Source organism: Pseudomonas sp. Wu6 (genome assembly GCF_019891515.1).
GTDB classification, from domain to species: domain Bacteria; phylum Pseudomonadota; class Gammaproteobacteria; order Pseudomonadales; family Pseudomonadaceae; genus Aquipseudomonas; species Aquipseudomonas orientalis_A.
Genome location: NZ_JAFLXH010000003.1, coordinates 24967 through 49258, shown reverse-complemented (window position 1 = coordinate 49258; position 24292 = coordinate 24967). Strand labels below are relative to the sequence as shown.

The 24292-nt window shown below is 62.5% G+C and carries 19 protein-coding genes; 11 read left to right on the top strand and 8 right to left on the bottom strand.

Going from position 1 to position 24292, the window contains the following annotated elements:
• The first annotated feature begins 3 nt into the window (after positions 1-3).
• The 4 genes from J1G34_RS02620 to J1G34_RS02605 all read left to right on the top strand — a co-directional run bounded on the left by J1G34_RS02620 (position 4) and on the right by J1G34_RS02605 (position 3501).
• The gene (locus J1G34_RS02620) at positions 4-714 is read left to right on the top strand and encodes an ABC transporter ATP-binding protein (protein ID WP_065891618.1); all 711 of its coding nucleotides are present in this window, start codon (positions 4-6) and stop codon (positions 712-714) included.
• A 1-nt stretch (position 715) separates the two neighbouring features.
• Positions 716-1981, top strand: coding sequence for an ABC transporter permease (locus tag J1G34_RS02615; protein WP_222993229.1), 1266 nt, complete (start codon positions 716-718; stop codon positions 1979-1981).
• 11 nt (positions 1982-1992) lie between these two features.
• Complete coding sequence (locus tag J1G34_RS02610; RefSeq protein WP_222993226.1) at positions 1993-2514, top strand: DUF3299 domain-containing protein; 522 nt, start codon at positions 1993-1995, stop codon at positions 2512-2514.
• A gap of 288 nt (positions 2515-2802) precedes the next feature.
• Positions 2803-3501: an OmpW/AlkL family protein gene (locus J1G34_RS02605; RefSeq protein WP_065888399.1), complete on the top strand. Its 699-nt coding sequence runs from the start codon at positions 2803-2805 to the stop codon at positions 3499-3501.
• A 124-nt stretch (positions 3502-3625) separates the two neighbouring features.
• On the opposite strand, the gene J1G34_RS02600 is transcribed toward J1G34_RS02605, so the two are convergent.
• Positions 3626-4510, bottom strand: coding sequence for a sugar nucleotide-binding protein (locus J1G34_RS02600; protein ID WP_083203146.1), 885 nt, complete (start codon positions 4508-4510; stop codon positions 3626-3628).
• A gap of 167 nt (positions 4511-4677) precedes the next feature.
• Here J1G34_RS02600 and J1G34_RS02595 point away from each other — a divergent pair, with 167 nt between their 5' ends.
• On the top strand, positions 4678-8925 hold the full coding sequence (locus J1G34_RS02595; protein ID WP_222993224.1) for an Lhr family helicase: 4248 nt from the start codon (positions 4678-4680) through the stop codon (positions 8923-8925).
• Positions 8926-9036: 111 nt separating this feature from the next.
• On the opposite strand, the gene J1G34_RS02590 is transcribed toward J1G34_RS02595, so the two are convergent.
• Complete coding sequence (locus tag J1G34_RS02590) at positions 9037-11118, bottom strand: mechanosensitive ion channel family protein (RefSeq protein WP_065891613.1); 2082 nt, start codon at positions 11116-11118, stop codon at positions 9037-9039.
• Between the two features lie 187 nt (positions 11119-11305).
• Here J1G34_RS02590 and J1G34_RS02585 point away from each other — a divergent pair, with 187 nt between their 5' ends.
• Genes J1G34_RS02585 through J1G34_RS02570 form a run of 4 tightly spaced genes read left to right on the top strand, consistent with a single transcriptional unit; the run spans position 11306 to position 15210 of the window.
• Positions 11306-12232 (top strand): DUF72 domain-containing protein, encoded by a 927-nt coding sequence (locus J1G34_RS02585; protein ID WP_222993222.1) that lies wholly within the window; start codon positions 11306-11308, stop codon positions 12230-12232.
• The gene (locus J1G34_RS02580) at positions 12229-13005 is read left to right on the top strand and encodes an endonuclease/exonuclease/phosphatase family protein (protein WP_065895686.1); all 777 of its coding nucleotides are present in this window, start codon (positions 12229-12231) and stop codon (positions 13003-13005) included. Before J1G34_RS02585 ends, J1G34_RS02580 begins: the two co-directional genes overlap by 4 nt.
• Positions 13002-14264 carry a cardiolipin synthase ClsB gene (gene clsB, locus J1G34_RS02575; RefSeq protein ID WP_065932508.1) on the top strand — a complete coding sequence of 421 codons (1263 nt, stop codon included), beginning with the start codon at positions 13002-13004 and terminating at the stop codon, positions 14262-14264. Before J1G34_RS02580 ends, clsB begins: the two co-directional genes overlap by 4 nt.
• Complete coding sequence (locus J1G34_RS02570; protein ID WP_065888406.1) at positions 14254-15210, top strand: lysylphosphatidylglycerol synthase domain-containing protein; 957 nt, start codon at positions 14254-14256, stop codon at positions 15208-15210. The genes clsB and J1G34_RS02570 overlap by 11 nt, the downstream gene beginning before the upstream one ends.
• Positions 15211-15214: 4 nt before the next feature.
• Here the strand turns inward: J1G34_RS02570 and J1G34_RS02565 are convergent, their stop codons facing one another.
• Entirely contained in the window at positions 15215-15970 is a 756-nt protein-coding gene (locus tag J1G34_RS02565; protein ID WP_065935550.1) for an alpha/beta hydrolase family protein, read from the bottom strand.
• Positions 15960-17069, bottom strand: coding sequence for a DUF3182 family protein (locus tag J1G34_RS02560; RefSeq protein ID WP_130138823.1), 1110 nt, complete (start codon positions 17067-17069; stop codon positions 15960-15962). The genes J1G34_RS02565 and J1G34_RS02560 overlap by 11 nt, the downstream gene beginning before the upstream one ends.
• Before the next feature lie 249 nt (positions 17070-17318).
• On the opposite strand from J1G34_RS02560, the gene J1G34_RS02555 reads away from it, so the two are divergent.
• Positions 17319-17882, top strand: a complete 564-nt coding sequence (locus tag J1G34_RS02555; protein WP_065891607.1) for a cysteine hydrolase family protein — start codon at positions 17319-17321, stop codon at positions 17880-17882.
• Positions 17883-17898: 16 nt separating this feature from the next.
• Here the strand turns inward: J1G34_RS02555 and tam are convergent, their stop codons facing one another.
• From tam to J1G34_RS02540, 3 genes are all read right to left on the bottom strand, one after another.
• The gene (gene tam / locus J1G34_RS02550; RefSeq protein ID WP_122462394.1) at positions 17899-18660 is read right to left on the bottom strand and encodes a trans-aconitate 2-methyltransferase; all 762 of its coding nucleotides are present in this window, start codon (positions 18658-18660) and stop codon (positions 17899-17901) included.
• A 93-nt stretch (positions 18661-18753) separates the two neighbouring features.
• Positions 18754-19269 (bottom strand): single-stranded DNA-binding protein, encoded by a 516-nt coding sequence (locus J1G34_RS02545; RefSeq protein WP_003232445.1) that lies wholly within the window; start codon positions 19267-19269, stop codon positions 18754-18756.
• A 9-nt stretch (positions 19270-19278) separates the two neighbouring features.
• Positions 19279-20673 carry an MFS transporter gene (locus J1G34_RS02540; RefSeq protein ID WP_065895691.1) on the bottom strand — a complete coding sequence of 465 codons (1395 nt, stop codon included), beginning with the start codon at positions 20671-20673 and terminating at the stop codon, positions 19279-19281.
• A 178-nt stretch (positions 20674-20851) separates the two neighbouring features.
• Between J1G34_RS02540 and uvrA the strand changes: the two genes are divergently transcribed.
• Complete coding sequence (uvrA, locus tag J1G34_RS02535) at positions 20852-23686, top strand: excinuclease ABC subunit UvrA (protein ID WP_065888412.1); 2835 nt, start codon at positions 20852-20854, stop codon at positions 23684-23686.
• A 65-nt stretch (positions 23687-23751) separates the two neighbouring features.
• Here the strand turns inward: uvrA and bfr are convergent, their stop codons facing one another.
• A complete protein-coding gene (bfr, locus tag J1G34_RS02530) occupies positions 23752-24216 on the bottom strand; it encodes a bacterioferritin (protein WP_003176400.1) in 465 nt (154 codons plus the stop codon).
• Between the last annotated feature and the right edge of the window lie 76 nt (positions 24217-24292).

Below are 24292 nucleotides of genomic sequence, written 5' to 3'. Positions count from 1 at the left end.
CACATGACCCCTGCACTGATCGAACTGTCCGACCTGGGCTTCAACTGGCCCGGTCACCCCCAGTTGCTGGACATCCCCGCGTTCCGCCTGGAGCCGGGGCAAACCCTGTTCCTCAAGGGCCCGAGCGGCAGTGGCAAAACCACCTTGCTCGGGTTGCTTGGCGGTGTGCACAAACCCAGCCGAGGCAGTATCCGCCTGCTCGGCCAGGAGCTGACCGAACTGTCTGCCGGTGCCCGTGACCGTTTTCGTGTGGACCACACCGGCTACATCTTCCAGCAGTTCAACCTGCTGCCGTTTTTGTCGGTACGTGAAAACGTCGAGCTGCCTTGCCACTTTTCCAAGCTGCGGGCCCGGCGCGCGGCCCAGCGCCACGGCAGTGTCGACCAGGCCGCAGCGACCTTGCTCGCGCACCTGGGTTTGAACGACCCGGACTTGCTCGAGCGCCGCGCCGATTCGCTGTCCATCGGCCAGCAACAACGGGTGGCCGCCGCCCGTGCGCTGATCGGTCAACCGGAACTGGTGATCGCCGACGAGCCCACCTCGGCCCTCGACTACGACGCCCGCGAAGCATTCATTCAACTGCTGTTCGCCGAATGCCGCGAAGCGGGCGCCAGCCTGTTGTTTGTCAGCCACGACCAAAGCCTGGCCCCGCTGTTCGACCGCAACCTGTCGCTGGCCGAACTCAATCGCGCCGCCACGCCTGCAGAGGTTTGAGATGTATTTGTTTCGTCTGGCCATGGCCAGCCTGGCCAACCGCCGCTTTACCGCGATCCTCACCGCCTTCGCCATCGCGCTTTCCGTCTGCCTGTTGCTGGCGGTGGAACGCGTGCGCGTTGAAGCGCGCAACAGCTTCGCCAGTACCATCAGCGGCACGGACCTGATCGTCGGGGCGCGCTCGGGCTCGGTGAACCTGCTGCTGTACTCGGTGTTTCGCATCGGCAACGCCACCAATAACATCCGCTGGGACAGCTACGAGCACTTCGCCGCCAACCCCCAGGTGAAATGGGCGATTCCGGTTTCCCTGGGCGATTCCCATCGCGGTTACCGGGTGATGGGTACCAACGCATCCTACTTCGAGCATTACCAGTACGGTCGCAAACAGAACCTTGAACTGGCCAGCGGCCGCGCGTTTGCCACCGACCCGTTCGAAGTGGTGCTCGGCGCCGAGGTCGCCGAGGCCCTGCACTACACGCTCGGCGACAAGCTGGTGCTGGCCCATGGCGTGGCGGTGGTCAGCCTGGTCAAGCACGATGACAAGCCCTTCACCGTGGTCGGCATCCTCAAGCGCACCGGCACGCCGGTGGACCGCACGCTGCATATCAGCCTCGGCGGCATGGAGGCGATCCACATCGACTGGCACAACGGTGTCCCGGCCCAGGGCAAAGGCCGTATCAGCGCCGATCAGGCGCGCAATATGGACCTGACCCCGCAAGCCATCACCGCGTTCATGCTCGGTTTGAACAACAAGATTTCCACCTTCGCCCTGCAACGGGAAATCAATGAGTTCCGTGGCGAACCGATGCTGGCGATCCTGCCGGGCGTGGCGTTGCAAGAGCTGTGGAGCATGATGGGCACGGCGGAAAAAGCCTTGTTCGTGATCTCGTTGTTCGTGGTGCTGACCGGGTTGATCGGCATGCTCACGGCGATCCTCACCAGCCTCAACGAACGCCGCCGCGAGATGGCGATCCTGCGCTCGGTGGGCGCACGGCCGTGGCATATCGCCACGCTTTTGATCTTCGAGGCCTTCGCGCTGGCGCTGTCCGGCGTGGTGGCAGGTCTTGGTTTACTGTACCTGTGCATCGGCGTATCGCGCGGTTATTTGCAGGCCAACTACGGGCTGGACCTGCCGATGGCATGGCCGAGCGAATATGAATGGACGTTGCTCGCCGGTATCCTGGCGGCGGCGCTGCTGATGGGCAGCGTGCCTGCCTGGCGTGCCTATCGCCAGTCGTTGGCCGATGGCCTGTCCATTCGTTTATGAGGAAGCTGTCGATGCGTCGTGCCCTGTTTGCCCTGTTGCTGCTGGTGGCCGTACCTGCCTGGGCCGAGGAGCAGCCCCGGGATTTGTCGTGGCAGGAAATGATCCCAGCGGATGCGCCACCGGAAGTGCCCAATATGAAACCGCTGCACGACCTGTCGAACATGGCCGATGCCTTGTCCGTCGAGGCCGCGCCCGCCGCCAAACAGGACTTGCCCAACGCGCCGGTGGTGCAGAGCCTCAACGGCCGGCACATTCGTCTGCCGGGGTACATCGTGCCGCTGGAAGTGAGCGAAGAGGGCCGCACCACCGAGTTCCTGCTGGTGCCGTATTTCGGCGCGTGCATCCATGTGCCGCCACCGCCGTCGAACCAGATCGTGCATGTGAAAAGCGAAATCGGGGTGAAACTCGACGAGCTGTACCAGCCGTACTGGATCGAAGGCGCGATGCAGGTCAAGCCGTCGTCCAGTGAGTTGGCTGACGCCGGTTACCAGATGGATGCCGAGAAGATTTATATGTACGAGCTGGAGGAATAATCACCACCTGCGAACACACCGAAGATCAAATGTGGGAGGGGGCTTGCCCGCGACGACGTCGGCCCAGCAAACACTGATGTTGGTTGACCCACCGCTATCGGGGGCAAGTCGAATCGTCGCACCGCCCCTCCCACAGGGGATCTGCGCTAACTGACCGGTACTGGGGCAAGCCCCCCCTCCCACAGTTTTTTGCGACGTGGTTAGCCTTTCATTGAGCTGAGTCAAAAGATCGTGCGGAACGATCTTTACCATTGGACGTACAACTTTTAACGTCCTTTTGGAGCTCCCATGAACAAGTCTCTGCTCGGCGCGTCCCTCTTCGCGCTCGCCCTCGTCGTCCCTGTCGCTCACGCCCACCAGGCGGGCGACATTCTGGTTCGTGCCGGTGCAATCACCGTGAACCCGAAGGCCGACAGCAGCAGCGTCAAGGTTGACCAGGGCCCATTGGCCGGCGCCAACCTGGGCGGCAAGGCGACCATGAGCAGCGACACCCAACTGGGCTTGAACTTCGCCTACATGATCACCGATCACGTCGGTATCGAACTGCTGGCCGCCACACCGTTCGAGCACGATGTCAAGATCAAGAACACCGCCCTCGGCGCCGCCAACGGCAAGCTCGGCACACTCAAACACCTGCCGCCGACCCTGAGCGTCGTCTACTACCCGCTGGACCACCAGTCCGCGTTTCAACCCTATGTGGGCGCCGGTATCAACTACACCTGGATCTATGACGAACACGTCGGCAGCCGCGCCGAGCAAGCCGGCTTCAGCAACTTCAAGGCCGAGAACTCCTGGGGCTGGGCCGCGCAGATCGGCGCCGACTACATGATCAACGACAAATGGATGATCAACGCCCAGGCGCGCTACATCGACATCAGCACCAAGGCGACTGTGGATAACAACGCACTGGGCCAGGGCACTCGGGCCAAGGTCAATGTGGATGTCGACCCGATGGTCTACATGGTGGGTATTGGCTACAAGTTCTAAATAACACGGCATAACAATGTGGGAGGGGGCTTGCCCCCGATAGCGGTGGACCAGTCAATAAATCTTTGACTGACACTCTGCTATCGGGGGCAAGCCCCCTCCCACATTGGGTTCTGTGTTGTTTTCAGAAGTGGCGGTAGAACCGGTCTAGCAACGCCGGCAAGCCTGCCCGCCATGCCCGTGGCTTGATGCCAAAGGTATGCAGGATTTTCTTGCAGGCCAGCACCGCGTGCTGTGGCTCGTCCGCCGCATCCGGCCGCGCGGCGTGGGCCTGGGCGGTGGGCGACTCGATGGCCAGGGCGTGGAAGTTGCGGGCTTCGGTGATGATCGCCTGGCCCAGCGCCAGCGGTGTGGTCGCCTCGTGACCGGCGTAGTGGTAGGTGCCCCACAGCGGCGCCGCGCAATCGAGTTGCTTGAGCACGGAAATGATCACCCGCGCCGCATCGTCCACCGGCGTCGGGTTGCCGCGACGGTCGTCGGCCATCAACAACTCATCCGGCTGTTCGGCCCGGGCGAGGAAGCGGCCGAGGGTGCCGTCGACGCTGTCATCCAGCAACCAGCCAAACCGCAGCAGCACATGCTGCGGGCAGGTGGCGCGTACGCTTTGCTCGATACGCCACAACGCCTGGCCGCGCAGGCCCAGGGGCACCGGCTCGTCTTTTTCGCTGTAGGCGGTGGCGCGGGAACCATCGAACACGCGGTAGCTGGACGGTTGCACCAGGGTAATGCTGTGGTGCTGGCACAGTTCGGCCAGGCGTTCGATGGCGAATTCCTGGGAAGCCAGGCGGGTTTCGCTGACGGCTTCGGCCTGGAACCAGTCGAAATAGTAGGCGAGGTTGATCAATGCATCGGGACGGGTGTCGTCGAGCAATTGGGTGAGGCTCGCGGCATCCCAGCCGTCTTGGGGCGGTTTGGGGGCGAGGAAACCGATGTCTTCCTCTGCACCGAGGCGAATCAGCGCCTGCCCGAGGGCATTCCCGCCGCCCAGTAACATAAGGCGCATTCGCATAGATTGAGCAGGCCCGGTCTGTTTGGAACGATGGTTGTTGTCGGCAGGCGCGTGAGCCTTGCCGTAGGTTTATTCCAGAATCGTTGCATTTTGCGGGTTTGTAGCGCAACCGTCACGGACAAAGTAGGTGTTTGCAACTTGTTGGAGCGACGGGTATCAATCACTACATGAACCTTCCCGACTCAACAGACAGGGCACTGGACGGCTTCCACCCCGCCGTCAGTACCTGGTTTCGCAGCACCTTCCCCTCGGTGACCGACGCGCAGGCCCGGGCGTGGCCGCTGATCCGTCAGCGCCGTTCGACGCTGATCGCCGCGCCGACCGGTTCGGGCAAGACCCTGACCGCCTTTCTCGCGGTGCTGGACGACCTGGTCCACCAGGGTCTGGCCAACGGCGGCCAACTGCCCGATGAAACCCTGGTGGTCTACATTTCGCCGCTCAAGGCGCTGTCCAACGACATTCAACTCAACCTGCAAAACCCGCTGGCCGGCATCACCGAGCATCTTGAAAAATCCGGCCTGCCGCCGTTGGTGATCCGCACCGCAGTGCGCACCGGCGACACTCCGCAAAAAGACCGCGCGCAGATGCGCAAGCGTGCGCCGCACATCCTGGTCACCACCCCGGAATCGCTGTATGTGCTGCTGGGCTCGGACTCGGGCAGGCAGATGCTCGCCAGCACGCGCACGGTGATCGTCGATGAGATCCACGCGATTGCCGCCGGCAAGCGCGGCAGCCACCTGGTGTTAAGCCTGGAGCGCCTGCAAGCCTTGTGCGCCGAGGCGCTGACGCGCATCGGCCTGTCGGCCACGCAAAAGCCTATCGATGCGGTGTCGCGGTTTTTGGTCGGTAGCGGCCGCGAGTGCGCCATTGTCGACATCGGCCACGCCCGCCCGCGCGACCTGGCTATCGAAGTGCCGCCAGTGCCGCTCTCCGCGGTGATGGCCAATGATGTGTGGGAGCTGGTCTACGACCGCCTCGCCGAGCTGGCGCGCGAACACCGCACCACGCTGATATTCGTGAACACCCGGCGCCTGGCCGAACGCTTGGCGCGGCATCTGAGCGAGCGTTTGGGCAAGACGGCGGTGGCCGCCCACCACGGCAGCCTGGCCAAGGAAATGCGCCTGGACGCCGAGCAACGCCTCAAGGCCGGTGCGCTGCAAGTGCTGATCGCCACCGCGTCGCTGGAGCTGGGCATTGATATCGGCGATGTGGACCTGGTCTGCCAGATCGGCTCGCCCGGCTCGATCAACGGGTTTCTGCAACGGGTCGGCCGCTCCGGGCACCAGGTCGGCGGTACGCCCAAGGGCCGCCTGTTTGCCACCACCCGCGACGACTTGATCGAATGCGCCGCCCTCCTCGACTGCGTGCGCCGTGGCGAGCTCGACACCTTGCACATCCCCGTGGCGCCGCTGGACGTGCTGGCCCAGCAGATCATCGCCGAGGTCAGCGCGCGCGAATGGTCGGAAGCTGCCCTGCTGACGCTTGTCCGCCGCGCCGCGCCCTATGCCACGCTGGACGAGCGCCATTACCAGGCGCTGTTGCACATGCTCGCCGACGGCTACAACGGCCGCCAGGGCATGCGCAGCGCTTATCTGCATCGGGACGCCGTGACTCACACCCTGCGCGGCCGCCGTGGCGCCCGGCTCACGGCCGTGACCAGCGGCGGCACCATCCCCGACAACGCCGACTACAGCGTGCTGCTCGAGCCCCAGAGCCTGAACATCGGCAGCGTCAACGAAGACTTTGCGGTGGAAAGCATCGCCGGCGATATTTTCCAGCTCGGCAATACGTCCTACCGCATCCTGCGGGTGGACGCCGGCAAGGTGCGCGTCGAGGACGCCCACGGTCAGCCGCCGACCATTCCGTTCTGGATAGGCGAAGCGCCGGGGCGCAGCAACGAGTTGTCGGCGGCGGTGGCCCGTCTGCAGGGGCAGTTGGACCACCTGCTCGGCGCCAGCCCCGGTGACCTGCAACCGGCGCAAGCGTGGCTCACCGACACCCTCGGCCTGGACCGCGCCAGCGCCGAACAACTGCTGGATTACCTGGCCCGCACGCGCCTGGCCCTCAGCGCCTTGCCGTCGCAGGACACCTTGATCATGGAGCGGTTTTTCGACGCGTCCGGGGGCACCCAGTTGATCATCCACACGCCCTTTGGCAGCCGTATCAACCGCGCCTGGGGCCTGGCCCTGCGCAAGCGCTTTTGCCGCACCTTCAACTTCGAGCTGCAAGCGGCGGCCAGCGAAAATGCGATTGTGCTGTCGCTGTCCACCAGCCACAGCTTTGCGCTGGATGACGTGTGGCGCTACCTCAACAGCAACAGCGCCGAACACCTGCTGATCCAGGCCGTGCTGGATGCGCCGCTGTTCGGCGTGCGCTGGCGCTGGAACGCTGGCGTGGCCCTGGCATTGCCGCGCTACACCGGCGGGCGCAAGGTGGCGCCGCAGATCCAGCGCATGAAAAGCGAAGACCTGATCGCCAATGTGTTTCCCGACCAGATTGCCTGCCTGGAAAACCTCGCCGGCGAGCGCGAAGTGCCCGACCACCCGCTGGTGGAACAAACCCTCGATGACTGCCTGCACGAAGCCATGGACAGCGAAGGCTGGCTGGCCCTGTTGCGACGCATGGAAGCAGGCGACGTGCGCATGGTCAGCCGCGACCTGCCCGCGCCCTCGCCGATGGCCGCCGAAATTCTCAGCGCGCGCCCCTACACCTTTCTCGATGACGCGCCACTGGAAGAACGCCGCACCCAGGCGGTGCTCAACCGCCGCTGGAGCGACCCGCAGAGTACCGACGATCTCGGCGCACTGGATGCCGAGGCGATCGCCGGGGTACGCGAGGAGGCCTGGCCCGCGCCCCAGGGGCCGGATGAAATGCACGAAGCGCTGATGAGCCTGGCCTGTATTGCAGAACAGGAGGTCACGCCAGAATGGGCCAAGTGGTTGCGGGCTTTGCACAAGGCCGGACGCGCTTATCCGTTGCCCAACGGCTTGTGGGTGGCCGTGGAACGCTTGAGCTGTTTGCAGGCAATCTACCCGCACAACCTGCCGCTGCTGCCGGGTTTCGATGAGCCGTGGACATCCGATGAGGCCTTGGTGGAAGTGCTGCGCGCGCGCCTGGGCGGTTTCGGCCCATTGACGCTGCCCGAGATTGCCGCGCCCCTGGCGCTGCCGCCCGCTACCGTGGCCCAGGGGTTGGCGCGGCTGGAGCAGGAAGGCTACGTGCTGCGCGGGCACTTCAGCCCAGGCTGTGGTGATGAGCAATGGTGCGAACGGCACCTGCTGGCGCGTATTCATCGCTACACGGTCAAGCGCCTGCGCCGGGAGATCGAACCGGTGGCGCTGCAGGATTTCATGCGTTTTCTGTTCGACTGGCAGCACTTGTCCGACAGCACGCGCGGCCAGGGCAGCGCGGTGTTGCCGCAGATAGTCGCCCAGTTCGAAGGCTACGCCGCCGCCACGTCGGCCTGGGACAGTGACCTGCTCAGTGCGCGTATCAAGGATTACGCCTCGACCTGGCTCGACGACCTGTGCCGCAGTGGCAAGCTGGTGTGGACGCGCCTGAGCCACAAAGCCGGCGCCATTGCCTTGCGCAGCACGCCAATCGTGCTGTTACCGCGCAGCCAGTTGCCGTTGTGGAGCGGGCTGACCGAACAGACCGACAGCACGACGCTGTCGCCCAAGGCGCAGAAAGTCCATTTGGCCCTGCGCGAACAAGGCGCGTTGTTTTTCGATGAACTGGTACATGAAGCCCATCTGCTGCGCAGCGAATTGGAAACCGCGTTGCAGGAGCTGGTCGGCGCGGGGTTGGTGAATGCCGACAGCTTCGCCGGGCTGCGCGCCCTGACCACGCCCGCCAGCAAACGCCAGGCGCGTAGCAGCCGGCGTGGACGCGGCGCCTTTATTGGCGGCATGGACGATGCCGGGCGCTGGGCCTTGATTCGCCGCGCGCCAGGCGAGCCCGGTGCGCATTCGGCCGAGACGCTGGAGCATGTCGCGATGACCCTGCTGCGCCGCTATGGCGTGGTGTTCTGGCGCCTGCTGGAGCGCGAAGCGGACTGGTTGCCGAGCTGGCGCGAATTGCTGCGCACCTACCACCGCCTCGAAGCGCGGGGCGAGATTCGCGGCGGGCGGTTTGTCAGTGGCCTGGCGGGGGAACAGTTCGCACTGCCGGAGGCGATCCCGTTGCTGCGTGAAGTACGGCGCCGGCCCCATGACGGCAGCTTGATCGCAGTGTGCGGGGCCGACCCGCTGAACCTTGTCGGCACACTGCTGCCGGGAAGCAAAGTGCCGGCGGTGAGTGGCAATCGGATTGTGTACAAGGATGGCGTGCCGGCGGGGGTGATGGTGGGGGGTAAGCAGCAGGTGTTGCTGGAGGTGGATCAGCAGGCGATTCAGGAGAAGTTGCTCAGGCGGTGAGTTTGAGGGCCTCATCGGGGGCAAGCCCCCTCCCACATTTGAACTGTGTTCACAAATCAAAGGTGGGAGGGGGCCTGCCCCCGATGGCGCCAGCTCAGGCACCCCAATCATTCATTCGGCACGCGGCTGCTCGGTCATCTCCACCTCATGCTCCTGCCCCACCCGCTTGGGCAACACAACCTGCTGTGGATAAGTCTGCGCGAAATGCACCTCGTCGCAGTTATCCACAAGCTTCTTCAAGCGCTGGTTAAACGCGCGGCTCACCGCATATTGCCCACCCGACACGGTACGGAACTGCGCCGTCAGCACCACGCCATTGAGGTCCATCTTGTCGACGCCGAACACCTCCAGTGGCCCTTGCAGGTTGTACTTGAGGAACACGTCGTCGCGGATCGACTGGCCGGCTTCGCGGATCAGTTCCACGGCTTTGTCCACATCGGTGTCATAGGTGAACTGCACCGAGAAGAACGCATACGCAAACTGGCGCGACTGGTTGGTAACCGCCTTGATCTGCCCGAACGGCACCGAATGCACAAAGCCCTTGCCGTCGCGCAGGCGCAGGGTGCGAATAGTCAGGCCCTCGACCGTGCCGGCGTGGCCGGAGTCGAGTACCACCCAGTCGCCGATCGACAGGGTGTCTTCGATGATGATGAACAGGCCAGTGATCACGTCCTGCACCAGTTGCTGCGAGCCGAAACCGATGGCCAGGCCGACCACACCCGCACCCGCCAGCAGCGGCGCGACGTTGATGCCCAGGTTGGCCATGGTGGTGATCGCACAAATCACCACCAGGATGATTTTCACGGCGTTGCGCAACAGCGGCAGGATGGTTTTCACACGGGTACTGGGCTGGCGGCTGGAGCGCTTGTTCACCGGCGGTTTGAGCGCTTCCTGAATCGCCGTATCGAGCACCACCCAGAACAGCCAGGTCATCAGCAGGATCAAGCCGATGCTGCTGAGGGAATCGCTGATCGCCCGGCCCACCGAGTTGCGCTGGGCAAACTCGAACAACGACACGCCCCAGATACGCCCGAGGATTTCGATAAAAGCCACCGCCATGACGATGCGCAATATCGCGTGCAACAGGCTGAGGAAGCGCTCCTTGTAGGCGCTGCTGCGCTGGATCGCCACTTGGCTGCGAGACTTGAACAGGTGTTGCAGCACGGTGCTGAGAAACACCGTGCCGATCAGCAGGATGGTGGTGAACAAGGCACAGCGCAGGGCCTTTTGATTGTCGTCGCCGGCACCGATCAGGTTGATTGCCGAGACCAGCACCATCAGCAGAATCGGCCAGTACCAGAGCCCGGAAAATACCCGCAACGACTGCTGCAACGCCGGATGCTTGAGACGCTGGGCCAGCGGCCGATTACGGATCAGGTGCGCCACCGGACGGCGCAGACGCACCACCAGCACGCCAAAGATCACCGTCGCGAACAGGCCGGTAAACACCGCGATACTGCTGGTAATATTGCCGCCGAGCTGACGGGCGATCTGCGGGCTGGTCAACGCGTCACTGAGGGCGGCGAGGAAGCCGATCAGGAACAGCGGTTTGGGGCAATAGTCGCGGATCAACCGCACCGCCGGGCGCTTGTGGCCGAGGTTGAACATGACGATGACGCACAGCAGCATCGAGGTGGAGAAGATGCCGCTGCTGGTGGCGTAGGCAAAACACAGCGCCAGCGCCCGGCCCACGGAGGTGGCTAAAAAGTGGCTGACATACAGCGTCAACGGCAGGCAGATAATGGCCGGGAGGGTGTAGGGCACCACATACCCCAGCACCGCCAGCAGGCGCGCCCGGCGCTGGAAAAAACCCCGCAGGCCCAAGCGCCGCACGATAAGGCGGCCCACCAGCGTCAGCACTGCAAAGGCACCGATCCACACGGCCGACAGCAGCAGGAAATCTCCGGCCACGCTCCATGGCGAGCGCGCCGCCGTCTGGTCGACCAGACGCCCGACTTCATTCGCGGCCCGGTCGGCACGCAGGCGCCACTCGTCGATGAAATTTTGGTTGAGGTCCAGCTTCTGTTGCACATCATCGATGCTGGAGCTGATGGCCCCGAGCAGCCCGCCCTCCACCAGCAATTCCGGCTTGGCCGGGGCTTCGGGTTCAGGCGCGGTGGCCGCGGCTTGCAGTGCGCCGTTGCCGCATAGCAGCAGCGCGACGAGCAGTAATGCAGTCTTTAAATTCAGCAAAACACCGGGCTCCTTCTGGGGGTCTGTAAGGAACTGACGGGTTTGAGCCGTGATCGTTCCCCTGATTCGCCCGGCCCTGCCCCACCTCCTGCCCCTCTACCGCCTGTAGGAATGTGGAAACTTTCGGCCAAAGATCGTAGTCATCCCAAAACGCGGGGCAATCGACCCTGGATCAACGGGAGTAAGCATGGCGGCGATTCACATCGGCATTTCCGGCTGGCGCTATACGCCCTGGCGGGGCGATTTCTACCCCGAAGGCTTGACCCAGAAACGCGAGTTGCAGTTTGCCTCACGCGCCGTCAATGCGATCGAAATCAACGGTTCGTTCTACGCGCTGCAAACCCCCAAGCGCTACGCCGAGTGGTATGCCGACACGCCCGAAGGGTTCATGTTCAGCGTCAAGGCCCCGCGCTATATCACCCACATCCTGCGCCTGCGCGATGTACACAAGCCCATGGCGAATTTCTTCGCCTCCGGGGTATTGGAGCTCAAGGACAAGCTTGGGCCGATCCTCTGGCAGTTCCCGCCCAGTTTCAAGTTCGACCCGCCCCTGTTCGAAGCCTTTCTGGCCGAGCTGCCCACCACCACCTTGCAGGCCGCCGCCCTCGCCCATCAGCATGAGCCACGCCTCAATGGCAAGGCGAGCATGAAGGCCTACGGCAAGCAGCCGTTGCGCCATGCGGTGGAAATTCGCCACAAGAGCTTTGCGGTGCCTGAGTTTGTGCAGTTACTGGACAAGTACGGCGTCGCCCTGGTGGTGGCGGACACTGCTGGCAAGTGGCCGTATGCCGAAGACGTCACCGCCAACTTCCTGTACCTGCGCCTGCATGGCGACAAGCAGTTGTACGCCAGTGGCTACACCGACGACGCCCTCGCGCGCTGGGGCGAGCGCATCGAGCGTTGGCAGCACGGCAAACAGCCCGCGGATGCGCAGTTGATCGACCCGCAACACAAGCCACGCACGCGCAAACAGCGCGACGTGTTCTGCTTTTTCGATAACGACATCAAGGTGCGTGCGCCTTTCGATGCCCGTCAATTGTTACAGCTTTTGGGTCTGGATGAGCACCTGGCGACAGCGCCGGGGCAACTGCCGGAACCTGGAGTGCTGCCATGACACAGCCGGAGTTGATTCCCATCACACCCACTGCCCCCATTACTCGCTTTACCGTGCTGACGGTCAATATCCACAAGGGTTTCACCGCCTTGAATCGGCGTTTCATCCTGCCCGAATTGCGCGAAGCCGTGCGCAGCGTGGGCGCCGACATGGTGTTCCTGCAGGAAATCCATGGCACCCACGAGCAGCATCCGCAGCGCTACAGCGACTGGCCGAAGATGCCGCAGTACGAGTTTCTCGCCGACAGCATCTGGCCGCAGTTCGCCTACGGGCGCAACGCGGTCTACCCCCATGGCGACCACGGCAACGCGTTGCTGTCGAAATTCCAGATCATCCGTCACGACAACCTCGACATCTCCCAGAGCGGCCACGAAAACCGCGGCCTGCTGCATTGCGTCCTGCGCCTGCCGGGCAGCGGGCAGGAAGTGCATGCGATCTGCATCCACCTGGGCCTGCGTGAAGTGCATCGCCAGCAGCAATTGCGCCTGCTGGAGCAACGCATCAGCGAGATCCCGGCCGACGCGCCAGTGGTGGTCGCCGGCGATTTCAACGACTGGCGCCAGCGTGCCGACCTGAGCCAAAGCGGCCTCGAGGAAGTCTTCATGCAGACCTTGGGCAAGCCGGCACGCACCTTTCCCGCGCGCCTGCCGTTGTTGCCGCTGGACCGCATTTATGTGCGCAATCTGAAGGTGCATAACCCCCGGGTGCTGACCACGCGGCCCTGGTCCCATTTGTCTGACCACGTGCCGCTGTCGGTGGAGATTGAGCTATGAACGTTGCTGTAGAACATATCGCCACCGATCAGCCGCCGGATGATGCCAAGGCGCGCGACCTCGACTACGGCTGGCAGAGCGGCAACCGCATCGAGTTGCTGGAAAATGGCGAGGCCTACTTTCCCAAGGTGTTCGAGGCCATGCGCGCGGCGCAGCGCGAGATTCTGCTGGAGACGTTTATCCTCTTCGAAGACAAGGTCGGCTTTGAGCTCAAAGCCATCCTGATCGAAGCCGCGCAGCGCGGAGTGAAGGTGGTGGCCAGCCTGGATGGCTTTGGTTGCGGCGAACTGAGCACGGCATTTTTGCGCGAGCTGGCCGAGGCCGGGGTGGTGGTGCAGATGTTCGATCCGGCCTCGAAGACGCTGGGTATCCGCACCAACTGGTTCCGTCGCCTGCACCGCAAAATCGTGGTGGTGGATGCCAGCGTGGCGTTCATCGGCGGTATCAACTTTTCCGCCGACCATCTGGGTGACTTCGGCCCTGAAGCCAAGCAGGACTATGCGGTGCAAATCGTTGGCCCGGCGGTGGCCGACCTGCACCACTTCGCCCTGGCGCAAAGTGGTCGCCAGGTGCGTACGCGGCGTGGATGGCGGCGGCGCCAGCAACGTCCTACGCCATGGGCAACGTCTGACGAAGACGGTCTGGTACGCCTGATTTATCGCGACAACGTGCAGCATCGCGATGACATCGAAGAAGCCTATATTCACGCCTTGAGCAAAGCGCGTACGCGCGCCGTGATTGCCAACGCGTATTTCTTCCCCGGTTACCGTCTGCTGCGTGAAATCCGCAACGCCGCGCGCCGTGGCGTGCACGTGCAATTGATCATGCAGGGCCAACCGGATGTGCTGCTCGCCAAGCTGGCGGCGCGCATGCTGTATGACTATCTGCTCAAGGACGGCGTGGTCATTCACGAGTACTGCCAGCGCCCCCTGCACGGCAAGGTGGCGTTGATAGACGATGACTGGAGCACCGTAGGCTCAAGCAACCTGGACCCGTTGAGCCTGGCATTGAACCTTGAAGCCAATGTGCTGATTCGCGACCGGGCGTTCAATCAGCAGTTGTACGAAAGCCTGGAAGCGCTCGCCAGGGACCATTGCCAGACCATGCCGGCAAAACGCAAACCGCGCCTGTGGTTGTGGCGCCTGACCGTGGGCTTCCTGGTCTTTCATGTGATGCGTCACTTCCCCGCCCTCACCGGCTGGCTGCCGGCACACAAGCCGCGTTTGAAACCCATTGAGAGTCCGGCCCATGACGTCTGAAAAAAACGGCTCGCGGTTCCAGCGCTGGAAGAAGCCCCTGACCCTTGCGTTCTTTGTGCTGCTGATCGTGCTGTTCACCTTGCTTGCCCGACGCATCGACTGGAGCGAAGTGCTGCAGACGTTGAGCGAATTCAAGGTGCGCACCCTGCTGATCGCCGGCGCGCTGACCGTGTGCAGCTTTATTGTGTATGCCTGCTTCGACCTGATCGGCCGCACCTACATTCGCCAGCCCTTGCGCTGGAAGCAGATCCTGCCCGTGGGCATCATCAGCTACGCGTTCAACCTCAACCTGAGCGCGTGGGTGGGCGGCATCGCCATGCGTTATCGGCTGTATTCGCGACTGGGGGTGAGCACCGGCAATATCGCCAAGATCCTGGGGCTGAGCCTGGCCACCAACTGGTTCGGCTATATGGCGATCTCGGGCGTGATCTTCAGCAGCGGCCTGGTCACCATGCCGCCGGGCTGGAAGGTCAGCACTACGGCATTGCAAGGCATCGGTGCGCTGTTGGTGCTGGCAAGCCTCGGTTACCTGGTGGCCTGCCAGTTTTCGAAAAAACGTGCGTGGACGATTCGCGGCATGGAAATCAACCTGCCGTCGCTGCGCATGGCGTGCTTGCAATTGATGTTGGGCGCGCTGAACTGGTCGCTGATGGCGGCGGTGATTTTCACGCTGTTGCCGGCGAAACTGGATTATCCGCTGGTGCTGGGGGTGCTGCTGATCAGCGCGATTGCCGGGGTGCTCACGCATATTCCAGCGGGCCTTGGGGTGCTGGAAGCAGTGTTTATCGGGCTGTTGCAACATGAGGCGTCGCGCGGCAGTCTGCTGGCCGGGTTGATTGCCTATCGGGCAATCTATTTCATTTGCCCGTTGTTGATCGCGCTGGTGATGTATTTGGGGGTGGAAGCGAAGGCCAAGGCGTTGCGGGTGAAGAAAACACCCGCTTAGCGTGTTAGCGAGACTGGATGATGCTCAAACGTTCACCCACCACCATCTCGGTGATCCAGTCCACCAGGATCGAGGTGTAGGCCTGTTGCGACACCGGGTCGCTCAACGAATGGTCGGCGCCATCGATGATGCGGTGGGTCAGGGAATGGGTGTGCTGGCAGGCCGCGCGATAACTCATGATGGTGGCGTGGGGCACGTGGTCGTCGGTCTCCGATTCGACGATCAGCACATCACCGCTGAATTTTGCGCAGGCATGCAGGGCCCGGTTGGTTTCGGCCTGCACCAGCGTACTGCGGTAATCCATCAGGTCGGCTTTATCCAGGTCACGCTTGGGCTTGAGCCATTCCTGATCGCGGTACAGCGCAGGCACCCGCAACGCCAGCCAGCGCACCGGGCGCAATGAGGTGAGGATCGCCGCCAGGTAGCCCCCATAGCTGGTGCCCACGACCGCCACCGCCGAGGTATCGATGGCCGGGTGAGACAGCAGGCGGTCGTAGGCGGCCAACAGGTCGCGCAGGTTGTCTTCACGGGTTACGCGCGAAAGCGGGATACCCGTGCCTGCATGGCCGCGCAGGTCGAAAGTCAAACACACGCAACCGAGCCCCGCGATGCCTTTGGCGCGCTCCAGGTCGCGCTCCTGGCTGCCGCCCCAGCCGTGCACGAACAACACGCCCGGCACTTTGGATTTGGGGCTGAGGAAGGTCCCGCTCATCTGTTCGTCGTCAATGTCGATTGCGATGCTCTCGCTTCTAGCCGTCATAAGCGTTAACCGTCACATATTTGAGGAGAAAGTCGCTGTTTTCAGCCGGGCCGCGGTACACCTCGATGGCGTCTGCCGGTAACGTCCGGTCCACATAGGTTTCCACCGAGGCCACGCGGATCGCGCGCAAGCCGGGGTGGTTGACGAAGCTTTGCAGCGCCGCGACTTCCGCGCTGCTGGCCCCGCCCATGCGCCAGGACTGTTCGAGCACGCCACTGCGGCGTTGGCCGTCGCTGTCCAGCCCCTGGGCGATGTCGTAGTTGCGGCGCGAGGCGTAGAAGCCGGGGTAGGCTTCATCGGCAGCCTTGTCGAAAACCTGCGCTTGCCTGACGGCTTCGCGTACGTCGTCAGGCAGAGCCAGAGCGAGCAAGTCGTCGTAACCGCCGGGCACCACCAGCAGCTTGGAGCCGCCGTAGACCTCTTCGCCCTGCCCGTCCCGGGTCAGGTATTGCTCGCCGCAGTAACTGATGACGTGATCGCCGATAAAGCTTTGGCCAACACTGTGAGTGACTACGTCCTGCAGGTCTTGTTCCAGCACCACCCCATCATTAAACATTGCGGCGGCTTCGGGACGCGCCAGCAGGGCATCGAATTCGTCGAGGCTGCGGATCACCTCTTGCCCGCGCCCCGCGCAGGCGTTTACGGGCTTCAAGCGAATCGGCCCGCTGTAGAGCAAACGGGTCGCGGCTGGCCGTGCATCTTCCAGCGCGAAGACACTCAAGCCATCGAGGACTACGTCGCGCACGCGCTCACAAAACAGCGGCGACCAGCCCTCGGGCGCCTGGGCTTGCGGGCTCAGCAGGCCATGAGTGATGGCTTTGGTACAGATGAACGCATGATCGACATAACCGCCCCACAGGTCTTGCGGGCCTTTGATATCGAGCGCTTGTGCCTGGGCGGCCCCGACCAGCGTTTGTGTGGGAAGCAGGTACAGATCGTGGCCGGCGTGCTTGAGCGGGTCGTAGCTGCCGCCGAATTTTAGCCCCAGTATCTGCGCGAGCCAGCGCGCCAGAGCGCGATTGGTCTCCACTTCATGCTGGGGTGCGCCGCTGCGCGTTGAATGAGAGAGCGCCAGCTTTTTACGTGAAATCGGGGTCATGCATCCCCCTTGGCATCCGGCCATGTGTGTAAAAGAAGCGTAGCAGGGATCAGGCCAAGCTCGCGTTGAGCAGGAGCGCTTGAAAATCAATCAGTTGGCGGGCACGCAATATCAGTTAGCCCGCGCCATTCTGCACGATGCGGCCTCGGGCACGCGGCGTTCTGCACGATTCACGTGTACGGCAGCCGATATCCGACGGCGGCGCCAGCTAAGATACTGGACCTATCAACCCATCACGAGGCAACCCACATGGCCAAGCAAGCACTCATCCTGATCGATATCCAGAACGACTACTTCCCCCAGGGCAAGTGGCCGCTTGACGGTGTGGAGGCCGCTGCGGACAACGCCGCGCAGGTGCTGAAGGCCTTTCGTCAGACCGGCGATGCGGTGATCCACGTGCGTCACGAGTTCGCGGACGATGACGCGCCGTTCTTCACGCCGGGCTCCGAAGGCGCGCAGTTGCATGCCAACGTGCTGAACCAGGGTAACGAGCCGGTGGTGCTCAAGCACTTTGTGAATGCCTTTCGCCAGACCAACCTGCGCGAGTTGCTGGAACGGCGCAGCATTACCGACGTGGTGGTGGTCGGCAGCATGAGCCATATGTGCATCGACGCTGTAGTGCGGGCGGCGGCAGACTTGGGCTACAAGGTCACGGTCATTCATGACGCCTGCGCTACCTGTGACCAGAATTTCAATGGGCAGGTGATTCCCGCCGCGCAGGTGCATGGCGCCTACATGGCCGCGCTGGCCTTCGGCTATGCGAGTGTGGTGTCGACGCAAGACTATTTGAAAGCCCAAGCGGCGGTGGCTTGACCGCCGCTTGGCGCGTTCAGCGCGTGGCGATGATAAACAGGCGTGGGAATGGCAGCAGTACCGTGCCATCCGCCAGGGCTGGATAAGCCTGGGTAATCCGTGCCTGGTACGCCTGCAGGAAAGCGGCTTTTTCGTCATCGTTCAGTGGCGCCAGGAAAGGCCGCAGCGCTGAACCCTTGAACCACTCCACCACTGCCCCGTGGTCTGCCAACGGATGGTGGTAGGTGGTACGCCAGACATCGACGGTGCTGCAATGCCGGTTCAGCAGTTCGAAGTAATAGCTCGCCGAATGCCGCTCGTTATGCTTGACCGCGCCGATCTTCGCGGCCCATGGCCCCTGCGCTGCGACCTCACGGGCGAGCCGGTGGGCAGGCTCGTCGAGGTTGTCCGGCGTCTGCACCGCCAGCGTGCCGCCGGGGGTCAGTTGGTTGACCAGGTGCGGATAGAGCGAGGCGTGGTCAGGCAGCCATTGCAGAGACGCATTGGCGAGAATCACGTCGAAGGGCTGCGCCGGGCTCCAGGCGCCGATATCCGCCAGTTCGAAGCTCAAGGCCGGCAGGCGCTTGCGGGCGTCGCGCAGCATGTCATCGGAGCTGTCCATGCCGGTAATGTGGGCGTGTGGAAAGCGTTCGGCCAACACCTGGGTGGAATTGCCGGGACCACAGCCCAGATCAACGGCCGTGCCCACATCGGTATTGGGAATCGCGGCCACCAGGTCGCGGACGGGGCGCGTGCGCTGCTGCTCGAACATCGTGTACTGCTTGGCGGACCAGGTCATCGGGTTCTCCTCTCTTGGTGGTTAAGCATCGCCCATAAAAAACCCCCGACGCCAGGGCTATCGGGGGTTTTGTTGTGTCTGGAGGTTTAGGCCTCAGAACGGGATATCGTCATCAAAGCTGTCGAAATCCGGAGCCGGCTGCGGAGCGGCCTGTTGTGGCGCCGGGCGCGACTCGCGCTGAGGCTGCTGGCTTGGCTGCGGACGCGATTGCTGTGGACGCGGTGCCGAGTTGGACATGCCGCCCTGGCCCTGTTGGTCGCCCTGTGGACGGCCGCCCAGCAATTGCATGGTGCCTTGCATGTCGACCACGATTTCAGTGGTGTAACGCTTGATGCCGTCTTTTTCCCACTCGCGGGTTTGCAGTTTGCCTTCGATGTAGACCTGCGAACCTTTGCGCAGGTACTCACCGGCGATCTCGGCCACTTTGCCGAACATCGACACGCGGTGCCATTCGGTTTTCTCGACCTTCTGGCCTGTCTGCTTGTCGGTCCACTGTTCGCTGGTCGCCAGACTCAGGTTCGTCACGGCGTTACCGTTAGGCAGGTAGCGAACTTCGGGATCCTGGCCGCATGTACCGACCAATATGACTTTGTTAACCCCACGGGCCATAACGTTCTCCTAGGCTGGGCGCGCTGTCGGCACTGGGTTGACCAGGTGCTCGAGCGTCGCGCGATCCAATAATTCGGTGTCCAATTTGATGTAAATCGCAGTTTCTTCTGCGACCACTACTGCGTCCGTTACTCCAACGACGGCCTTCAGGCGCTCGGCCAAGCCGGCTTCGCGCATCGCTTCAGGCGATAACGGCAGGCGTAGGCTCGTCACATACGGAGGTTCGCGCATGGTAACAGCAAAGACCAGCCAAAGTGCAGCCAGCCCGGCGCATCCGAGGAACACAACCGACAAACCGCCATGCTGGAACATCCAGCCACCCATGATCCCGCCCAGCGCCGAACCGAGGAACTGGCTGGTGGAATACACGCCCATCGCCGTGCCCTTGCCGCCGGCCGGTGAAACCTTGCTGATCAGCGACGGCAATGACGCTTCCAGCAGGTTGAACGCGGTGAAGAACACCACCGTGCCGATCACCAGCGCCCGCAGGCTGTCGCCGAACTGCCAGAAGAATAGTTCAGTGAGCATCAATGTCGCGACGGCGCCGAGCAGAACTCGTTTCATTTTGCGTTTCTTCTCGCCGTAGATGATGAACGGGATCATGGCGAAGAACGAAACCAACAGGGCGGTCAGGTAGACCCACCAGTGCTGCTCCTTGGGCAAACCGGCTTTCTGCACCAGCGCCAGGGGCAAGGCGACGAAGCTGCACATCAGCATTGCGTGCAACACGAAGATACCTAAATCCAGACGCAGCAGGTCCGGGTGCTTGAGCGTCGGCAACAGCGCCTTGCGCGCGACGCCGGACTCACGGTGCTGCAGCGTGCCGGTCGAGCGCGGCACCATGAAGGCCACGATCACGATACCGACCAACGCCATGCCGCCGGTGGCCAGGAACAACCCGTGCAGGCCGAAAGCGCGAGTCAGCAGCGGGCCGACCACCATCGCCACGGCAAACGACAAACCAATGGTCATGCCGATCATGGCCATGGCCTTGGTGCGATGCTGTTCGCGGGTCAGGTCCGACAGCAACGCCATCACCGCAGCGGAAATCGCCCCGGCGCCTTGCAGGATACGTCCGGCGATCACGCCCCAGATCGAATCGGACTGCGCCGCGAGCACACTGCCGAGGGCGAACACGATCAGCCCCAGGTAAATCACCGGGCGACGGCCTATACGGTCGGAAATGATGCCGAACGGTATCTGGAAGAGCGCCTGGGTCAGGCCATAGGCGCCAATCGCCAGGCCGATCAATGCGGGGGTCGCGCCTGCGAGATCCATTCCATAGGTCGCCAGCACCGGCAACACCATAAACATGCCCAGCATACGGAAGGCGAACACCAGGGCCAGACCGCTTGCCGCTCGGGTCTCGCCGCTACTCATGCGTTCGCTGTGGGGATCGTGCATGGAAAAACCTCGTGTGAACCGGCGGCGATTCTACCAGTCCCATCGATTGAGAGGGTATATGCGGCGCTTTGCCGCGCAGCTTTCATGTAAGGCTGCAAGCGGCCTTTTGACAGTGTATATTCATCCAGTCTTTAGCCGTATACTCCGGCATTATTTACGCCCGCCGTGCGAGGCCATCTTGGACAAGATCCTGATTCGTGGGGCTAGAACCCACAACCTGAAGAACATCGACCTGACCCTGCCCCGGGACAAACTGATCGTCATCACCGGCCTGTCCGGTTCGGGCAAATCGTCCCTGGCGTTCGACACGCTGTATGCCGAAGGCCAGCGCCGCTATGTGGAATCGCTGTCGGCCTATGCCCGGCAGTTCCTGTCCATGATGGAAAAGCCCGACGTCGACACCATCGAAGGTTTGTCGCCGGCCATTTCCATCGAGCAGAAATCGACGTCCCATAACCCGCGCTCCACCGTGGGCACCATTACCGAAATCTACGATTACCTGCGTCTGCTGTATGCACGCGTGGGTATTCCACGCTGCCCGGACCACGATATTCCCCTGGAAGCCCAGACCGTCAGCCAGATGGTTGACCTGGTGCTGGCCCAGCCGGAGGGCGCCAAGCTGATGCTGCTGGCGCCCGTCATCCGCGAGCGCAAGGGCGAGCATCTCTCGGTCTTTGAAGAGCTGCGGGCGCAAGGTTTCGTGCGCGCCCGCATCAACGGCAAGCTTTATGAGCTGGATGAAGCGCCCAAGCTAGACAAGCAGAAGAAGCACTCCATCGACGTGGTGGTCGACCGTTTCAAGGTGCGTGCCGACCTGCAGCAGCGCCTGGCGGAATCCTTCGAGACCGCGTTGAAGCTGGCCGACGGTATTGCCCTGGTCGCGCCCATGGACGACGAGCCGGGCGAAGAGATCATCTTCTCCGCGCGCTTTGCCTGCCCGATCTGCGGCCATGCCATCAGCGAACTGGAACCCAAGCTGTTTTCCTTCAACAACCCGGCCGGCGCCTGCCCGACCTGTGACGGCCTGGGCGTCAAGCAGTTCTTCGACATCAAGCGCCTGGTCAACGGCGACCTGACGTTGGCGGAGGGGGCGATTCGTGGCTGGGACAGGCGCAACGTCTACTACTTCCAGATGTTGGGGTCGTTGGCGTCGCACTACAAGTTCAGCCTCGAAGTGCCGTTCAACCAACTGCCGGCGGACCAGCAGAAGGTCATCCTCAACGGCAGCGGCTCGCAGAACGTCGACTTCAAGTATCTGAACGACCGTGGTGACATCGTCAAGCGCTCCCACCCGTTCGAAGGCATCGTGCCGAACCTTGAGCGCCGTTACCGCGAGACCGAATCGGCCAGCGTGCGCGAAGAGCTGGCGAAATTCCTCAGCACCCAACCTTGCCCTGATTGCCGTGGCACTCGCCTGCGCCGCGAAGCGCGGCATGTGTGGGTTGGCGAGAAGACGTTGCCGGCGGTGACCAACTTGCCAATCGGCGATGCCTGTGAGTACTTTGGTGTGCTCAAGCTGACCGGCCGCCGTGGGGAGATTGCCGACAAGATCCTCAAGGAAATCCGCGAGCGCCTGCAGTTCCTGGTCAACGTTGGCCTGGACTATCTGTCGCTGGACCGCAGTGCCGATACCCTGTCGGGCGGCGAGGCCCAGCGGATTCGCCTGGCCAGCCAGATCGGCGCGGGACTGGTGGGCGTGTTGTACATCCTCGATGAGCCGTCGATCGGCTTGCATCAACGCGACAACGATCGCTTGCTGGGTACGTTGAAACACCTGCGGGATATCGGCAACACGGTGATTGTGGTCGAGCACGACGAGGACGCGATTCGCCTGGCGGATTACGTGGTCGATATCGGCCCTGGCGCGGGTGTGCATGGCGGACATATTGTCGCCGAGGGCACGCCTGCCGAAGTCATGGCGCATCCGGATTCACTGACCGGCAAGTACCTGTCGGGCCGCGTGAAAATTGCGGTGCCGGCCAAGCGCACGCCGCGCAACAAGAAGATGGCGTTGCACCTCAAGGGTGCTCGTGGCAACAACTTGCGCAATGTGGATCTGGAAATCCCCCTGGGCCTGCTGACCTGTGTGACCGGGGTTTCCGGCTCGGGCAAGTCGACGCTGATCAACAACACGTTGTTCCCACTCAGTGCCACCGCCCTGAACGGCGCTACCACCCTGGAAGCGGCGGCCCACGACAGCATCAAGGGCCTGGAGCATCTGGACAAGGTGGTCGACATCGACCAGAGCCCGATTGGCCGTACGCCGCGGTCCAACCCGGCGACTTACACCGGGCTGTTCACGCCGATTCGCGAGTTGTTCGCCGGTGTTCCGGAATCCCGCTCTCGCGGCTACGGGCCGGGCCGGTTCTCGTTCAACGTCAAGGGCGGTCGCTGTGAAGCCTGCCAGGGCGATGGCTTGATCAAGGTCGAGATGCACTTCCTGCCGGATATCTATGTGCCCTGCGATGTGTGCAAGAGCAAGCGCTATAACCGTGAAACCCTGGAAATCAAATACAAGGGCAAGAACATTCACGAAACCCTGGAGATGACCATCGAGGAAGCTCGGGTGTTCTTCGACGCAGTTCCGGCGTTGGCGCGCAAGCTGCAGACATTGATGGATGTCGGCCTGTCTTATATCAAGCTGGGGCAGTCGGCGACCACGCTGTCGGGTGGTGAAGCGCAGCGGGTGAAGTTGTCGCGTGAGTTGTCCAAACGGGATACAGGTAAAACCTTGTATATCCTTGATGAGCCAACCACTGGCCTGCACTTTGCCGATATTCAGCAACTGCTGGACGTGCTGCATCGCTTGCGCGATCACGGCAATACGGTGGTGGTGATTGAACACAACCTGGATGTGATCAAGACTGCCGACTGGCTGGTGGACCTGGGGCCGGAAGGCGGTTCCAAGGGCGGGCAGATCATTGCTGTGGGTACACCGGAGCAAGTTGCCGAGATGTCGCAATCCCATACTGGCTACTATCTGAAGCCGTTGCTGGAGCGCGACCGGGCCTGATTTACCGGGCCCGATAAAAAGCCCCTGTCACCTCATCGGTGGCAGGGGCTTTTTCGTAGCCGGAATCAGAACTGCGATTGCAGGTAGTTTTCCAGGCCAATCAGCTTGATCAGACCCAACTGCTTTTCCAGCCAGTAGGTATGATCTTCTTCGGTGTCATTCAACTGCACGCGCAGGATCTCGCGAGTGACATAGTCGTTGTGCTGCTCGCACAGCTCAATGCCCTTGCAGAGCGCGGCACGGACCTTGTATTCGAGACGAAGGTCGGCAGCGAGCATATCCGGCACTGTGGTGCCCACATCCAGGTCGTCGGGACGCATGCGCGGCGTGCCTTCGAGCATGAGGATACGACGCATCAGTGCGTCAGCGTGCTGCGCCTCTTCTTCCATCTCATGGTTAATACGTTCATAGAGCTCGGTAAAGCCCCAGTCTTCGTACATACGCGAATGGATGAAATATTGGTCACGAGCTGCCAGTTCGCCCGTCAGCAACGTGTTGAGGTAATCGATTACGTCGGGGTGACCTTGCATCGCCCTACATCTCCCTGCTTGAAAGTCTGTAGTTTGAACCATGCTGACCTGAAGGTCACGGGATCAACGGCAGAAA

Excerpts from the sequence above, each read along its gene's own strand:
- J1G34_RS02600 (WP_083203146.1), bottom strand. The coding sequence starts at position 4,510 with ATGCGAATGCGCCTTATGTTACTGGGCGGCGGGAATGCCCTCGGGCAG.
- J1G34_RS02620 (WP_065891618.1), top strand. The coding sequence starts at position 4 with ATGACCCCTGCACTGATCGAACTGTCCGACCTGGGCTTCAACTGGCCC.
- clsB (WP_065932508.1), top strand. The coding sequence starts at position 13,002 with ATGAACGTTGCTGTAGAACATATCGCCACCGATCAGCCGCCGGATGAT.
- J1G34_RS02610 (WP_222993226.1), top strand. The coding sequence starts at position 1,993 with ATGCGTCGTGCCCTGTTTGCCCTGTTGCTGCTGGTGGCCGTACCTGCC.
- J1G34_RS02595 (WP_222993224.1), top strand. The coding sequence starts at position 4,678 with ATGAACCTTCCCGACTCAACAGACAGGGCACTGGACGGCTTCCACCCC.
- bfr (WP_003176400.1), bottom strand. The coding sequence starts at position 24,216 with ATGCAAGGTCACCCCGACGTAATCGATTACCTCAACACGTTGCTGACG.
- J1G34_RS02540 (WP_065895691.1), bottom strand. The coding sequence starts at position 20,673 with ATGCACGATCCCCACAGCGAACGCATGAGTAGCGGCGAGACCCGAGCG.
- J1G34_RS02570 (WP_065888406.1), top strand. The coding sequence starts at position 14,254 with ATGACGTCTGAAAAAAACGGCTCGCGGTTCCAGCGCTGGAAGAAGCCC.
- tam (WP_122462394.1), bottom strand. The coding sequence starts at position 18,660 with ATGACCTGGTCCGCCAAGCAGTACACGATGTTCGAGCAGCAGCGCACG.
- J1G34_RS02555 (WP_065891607.1), top strand. The coding sequence starts at position 17,319 with ATGGCCAAGCAAGCACTCATCCTGATCGATATCCAGAACGACTACTTC.
- J1G34_RS02585 (WP_222993222.1), top strand. The coding sequence starts at position 11,306 with ATGGCGGCGATTCACATCGGCATTTCCGGCTGGCGCTATACGCCCTGG.
- J1G34_RS02580 (WP_065895686.1), top strand. The coding sequence starts at position 12,229 with ATGACACAGCCGGAGTTGATTCCCATCACACCCACTGCCCCCATTACT.
- J1G34_RS02565 (WP_065935550.1), bottom strand. The coding sequence starts at position 15,970 with ATGACGGCTAGAAGCGAGAGCATCGCAATCGACATTGACGACGAACAG.
- J1G34_RS02615 (WP_222993229.1), top strand. The coding sequence starts at position 716 with ATGTATTTGTTTCGTCTGGCCATGGCCAGCCTGGCCAACCGCCGCTTT.
- J1G34_RS02605 (WP_065888399.1), top strand. The coding sequence starts at position 2,803 with ATGAACAAGTCTCTGCTCGGCGCGTCCCTCTTCGCGCTCGCCCTCGTC.
- J1G34_RS02560 (WP_130138823.1), bottom strand. The coding sequence starts at position 17,069 with ATGACCCCGATTTCACGTAAAAAGCTGGCGCTCTCTCATTCAACGCGC.
- J1G34_RS02545 (WP_003232445.1), bottom strand. The coding sequence starts at position 19,269 with ATGGCCCGTGGGGTTAACAAAGTCATATTGGTCGGTACATGCGGCCAG.